The sequence below is a fragment of the Corynebacterium sp. MSK195 genome, assembly GCF_030228885.1.
Classification (GTDB): Bacteria; Actinomycetota; Actinomycetes; order Mycobacteriales; family Mycobacteriaceae; genus Corynebacterium.
In genome coordinates this window covers 1-3964 of the sequence record NZ_JASPGT010000026.1, presented here as the reverse complement: position 1 = coordinate 3964, position 3964 = coordinate 1, and the positions used below count along the sequence as shown (strand labels likewise).

The following is a 3964-nucleotide window of genomic DNA, read 5'->3' as shown; positions in this document are numbered from 1 at the left end:
ATTTTCGCGGGTGTTAACCCATTTGTAGAACGAGGATCGATTGAGCTTTAATACGTTGCACATCCGCTTGACCGAGTGGGGTGAATCCAAGACATAGCGGACCAAGGACAACCACCGCCCTCCCGAGCCTAAGGACCGTGAAAAGTACCAATAAAATTAGAAAACTGGTTCTATTCCCATTTATATTCACTTAGGGTAGCCTTCCTTTTGAGGCAATCCCGCCTCATTTTCTCTCTCAAAGGAGACTGTTATGACCCCCAAAAAGCGCACTCGGCAGTTTGCAGCGCTGCTGATTGCCTCTGCTCTGAGCGTTTCCGTATCTAACTCAGCCGTTGCTTCCGCAGAAGAATTCCAAGACCACGGCGCCAAGGGAGGCTTTGCTTCCGGTGTGATGGCCGAGCTACTCGGCGAGGCAGCACCAGCCTTCACAACCTACTGGGCATCTGTCGGCCGGAAAGTTCGCTACCCTGCAGGTGGCGGTACCTGGGAGTACGGTTTCTGGAACGCTAAGGCGCGTTCTTATTTCACCGTGAATCGCTGTCATACTTCGACTGTGACCGTCAACGGCAGAACGCAACGAAGCATCAACACCCGCGGCGGCCAGAAGTCGATCGCCGAGCTTTGGGCGACGAATTTGCCGGGCACTAAGGACAGCTACTACTACAACTTCTGCTAAAACTCTTGCGCATTCGACCCCTAGTACTTGGGCTTTTGAGCCTACTTCTTGCTGCAGTCATCGCGACCACTGGGTGGCTGCTGACTGCCCTGGTTGACTCCACCAAGCCCTTGTCCTTAGGGGTCGAATCAACCTTTAGCCTTGACTACGTCGAACCTAAGACTCCTCTCGCGAAGGAACTTGAGTCCGACTACGCACCGACGGTAATCCGTAACTCACTGGTTTCATTGGCCGAGCAGAACGGCTACTCCATCTACCGGCTGACTGGCACCGATGACGCAAGTGGGACTTCCCACGAAGTTTTCATCCCGCTGGAACAGGATTATCCAGCTCCAGAACGCATTCCCCGACTCAACCGGCCTGATGCCTTGAGGCAAGCGACCAGTGAACTTGGATCGCTGGATTACCACGGTGACTACGTCTTGGTTCCAAAAGAGACGGGCGGCGATGTTAGCCAATTCTATGAGTCTGCTAAGTACGCGGGGCTCAGGTTGAGCGAAAAGACGCAGTTTTTCCACCTCATCCAATCGATCGTGTTCCGCCTACCCGCGTTGGTGGCGATCCTGCTTCTATTTGTCGTTTCCCTTTTTGCCCTGGTATTTGTTCTTCGGGTTTCCGGTCTTAGATTGGCAGCGCTGCGCACAATAAATGGCGGGCACCGCAGCCAAAAAGGCAATTGGCGGCAATGGACCTTTGTCATCCTCCCGCACCTAGTTCTCATTGGCCTTGCGAGTACATTCCTCGCCCGCCAAGGGAGCTATTCTTTTGCCTTCCTGTTCCTCAGGTTCTACGCCGCCGGGATAGGCTTGGCCCTGGCTACCACCGGTTTGGCCGTAGCCGTCACCGCCCCATTGTTGCGCCGCGCAGTAGCGCTGCTGGGGCAGCGTGCCCCCGCAGAGAAGGCGGCGGGAAAAGCGCTGAAAGTAATTTCGGTCTTTACCTGCCTGACCTTTGTGGCAGCGGGTCTTAGCTCAGCGGCTGCGCTCCGCTCCTACCAGCAGGAATCCGAGGCCCAGCAGACCTGGAAATCTCTCGCGGAGTTTGGAGCCTTGCATTTTTCAGCCAACTTCGACGGCCCTGCTGGCCGCGCGGAAGGAGGCGAGCTCTTGCCGCCCAGTGTGCAGCAGAACTTCCGCGACTTCGCGCTCAGCTGGGAACGGGAGCACGGGGCTGTCCTCAGCCATACTTTGCCGAAAGAAGCTACCGGTGTGCCGGACTCCTGCCCCGTGGCACTTGCCAACCGCCAATGGCACGATCTGCAGGATTATCAGTTCCGTCCCGGAGACGACAACCACTCGGTCGACTATTCCGCAGCCCAAGAGCATTTCGCAGCTTCCGTGGATCTGTGGGCTCAGGAATCCGGCGACCTGCTCCTTAAATCTGCGCAAATTGGTCCGGTCAGTGCCGATCATGCGGTCGGATTCATTAGTGGAACAATGTCGGGGGAACTGGTTCCCGGCGATTGTTTTTACGTGCTTGAAACGGACGATCTATCCGGCTTCGACGCAGACTTCCTAAGCTCCACAGCTTCGAGTAAAAATCTGCTCTTCGCGGATTTCTCGGAACTGGGTCCAGAACTTACCGCTGCCGGCCTCGAAGGCTACGTGTACCCGGTACACGCGGCCGATCGCGGTCTGGCCGAACTAGTAGCCAACACGGCGCTGTTCTGGCTGAGTATCCTGAGCGCCCTCGGAGCTTTGCTCGCCACGCTTGCGGCCTTGATAGTCCAGGCGCGCATCCAGCTCCGAGTTCACCGTCGCCTCCTGGTACTCCTCCACAGCGCTGGGCAATCACCGGACAAAACGATGTGGCGACTATTCAAAAGCCAACTGGTCAGCCTGACTGTTGTCGTCATATTGTCCGTCCTGGCTCCGCTACTGCTTCCCAACCCGTTCCTCTACACCTTCACTGCGCTAAGCTGCCTTGTCTTAATCGTCTACCTCGGTTTTGTCCGTCTCAGTATTTCTCAGCACATGTCCGCCTCCCCTAGGAGTCACAATGTCATTGGCTAGCCCCAATCAGTCCCCCACTCTGCCGCCGGAGATTTCCACCTCTCATCTCTGTCTCGCCGCGGAATCGACCTATTCTGCGGGACGCAGCACGCGGACGGTGAAGAAGTCCCTCGTGGAAAATGCAACGTTTTCCCTACCCGGGCCAGGCTTTGTCGCCATCTGTGGGGCCAGCGGTTCCGGAAAGACTTTGCTGCTCAACACCTTGGCCGGGCTCCTGCCGCCGGCGGACGGCCTCCTCCGGATAGACGGCGAGAATGCCTCCGCGTGGAAGATGAAGCGGAGGCGGAGGTTCTGGCGAGAACGCGCAGCGATAATCCACCAAGACCACGGAATCATTCCCGAACTAAGCTGCGAAGATAACCTCACCCTCGGGCTATCCAGGAAGCAATACTCCAAAGAAGAATTGCTGCACTCCCTCGGCGAAGTCGGTCTTGATGTCCCCTTCGACGGGCCGGCAGCTATTCTCAGCGGAGGCGAGCAGCAGCGGCTGGCCATCGCCCGAGCCCTGCTCCGCGGCGCGGCTTATGTGTTCGCTGACGAGCCGACCGCCTCCCTCGACCCCACAAACCGCGACCAAGTTATCGCGCTCCTGCGGCGAGCTGCGGACGGGGGCGCACTCGTTCTGGCCGCCACCCACGATGCCGCAGTTATTGCTGCCGCTGACAACACCTTGCGCATCAATGATCGCCAGGTCACAGTCTCCGGCTCTGCGCGGGATTAAATCGCGATGCCCGCGGCCTTGGCCACCTTCCGGTACCCGGCCGCATGGTCCGCGACGCTGGCGTGGGCGTTGAGTCCGCTGGGGTTGTCGAGCACAAACAGGCGGGTGCCCTCCCACGGCGAGTCCTGCTCCCCGATGGCCGCCTTGGGCAGGCTAAAGGCCTTGCGGTAAGCGGTAATTCCCAGCACGGCCACGACCTTCGGGTGGTGTTTGCTAACGATATCGTCCAGGCGTGCCGGGGCCTGGCGCAGCTCGTCGGTGGTTAGCTCATCGGCGCGGGCGGTGGCGCGCGGAACGAGGTTGGACACGCCGATGCCACGTTCTTGCAGCTCGTCAAAGTCGGCGTCCGCGTAGCCGCCCGAGGCATCGAACTGGTGGGCAGTCAACCCAGCTCGGAAAAAGGCCGGATAGAAGCGGTTACCCGGGCGGGCGAAGTGCGCGCCGGTAGCGGCGGTCCACAGGCTCGGGTTGATGCCGACGGGCCTGACCCCCGGAAAGTAGACACGTCGGGGGTTAGCTATGCTGCTTGGGTCAGTGTAGCTGATGTGAGTGCTT

At 58.8% G+C, this 3964-nt stretch carries 4 protein-coding genes; 3 read left to right on the top strand and 1 reads right to left on the bottom strand.

Annotation, left to right across the window (positions count from 1 at the left end):
- Nucleotides 1–250 precede the first annotated feature (250 nt).
- The 3 genes from QP909_RS11540 to QP909_RS11530 are packed head-to-tail and all read left to right on the top strand — an operon-like array spanning nt 251 to nt 3409.
- Nucleotides 251–676 (top strand): lactococcin 972 family bacteriocin, encoded by a 426-nt coding sequence (locus QP909_RS11540; protein WP_234457289.1) that lies wholly within the window; start codon nt 251–253, stop codon nt 674–676.
- 35 nt (nt 677–711) lie between these two features.
- Complete coding sequence (locus QP909_RS11535; protein WP_284767309.1) at nt 712–2688, top strand: bacteriocin-associated integral membrane family protein; 1977 nt, start codon at nt 712–714, stop codon at nt 2686–2688.
- Nucleotides 2675–3409 (top strand): ATP-binding cassette domain-containing protein, encoded by a 735-nt coding sequence (locus QP909_RS11530; RefSeq protein WP_052750540.1) that lies wholly within the window; start codon nt 2675–2677, stop codon nt 3407–3409. Before QP909_RS11535 ends, QP909_RS11530 begins: the two co-directional genes overlap by 14 nt.
- Here the strand turns inward: QP909_RS11530 and QP909_RS11525 are convergent.
- A partial coding sequence (locus tag QP909_RS11525; RefSeq protein ID WP_502868665.1) for a mismatch-specific DNA-glycosylase occupies nt 3406–3964 on the bottom strand: 559 nt, incomplete at its 5' end. The two genes, QP909_RS11530 and QP909_RS11525, sit on opposite strands and share 4 nt — an antisense overlap.

Coding starts and splice junctions, on each gene's coding strand:
- QP909_RS11530 (WP_052750540.1), top strand. CDS start 2,675: ATGTCATTGGCTAGCCCCAATCAGTCCCCCACTCTGCCGCCGGAGATT.
- QP909_RS11540 (WP_234457289.1), top strand. CDS start 251: ATGACCCCCAAAAAGCGCACTCGGCAGTTTGCAGCGCTGCTGATTGCC.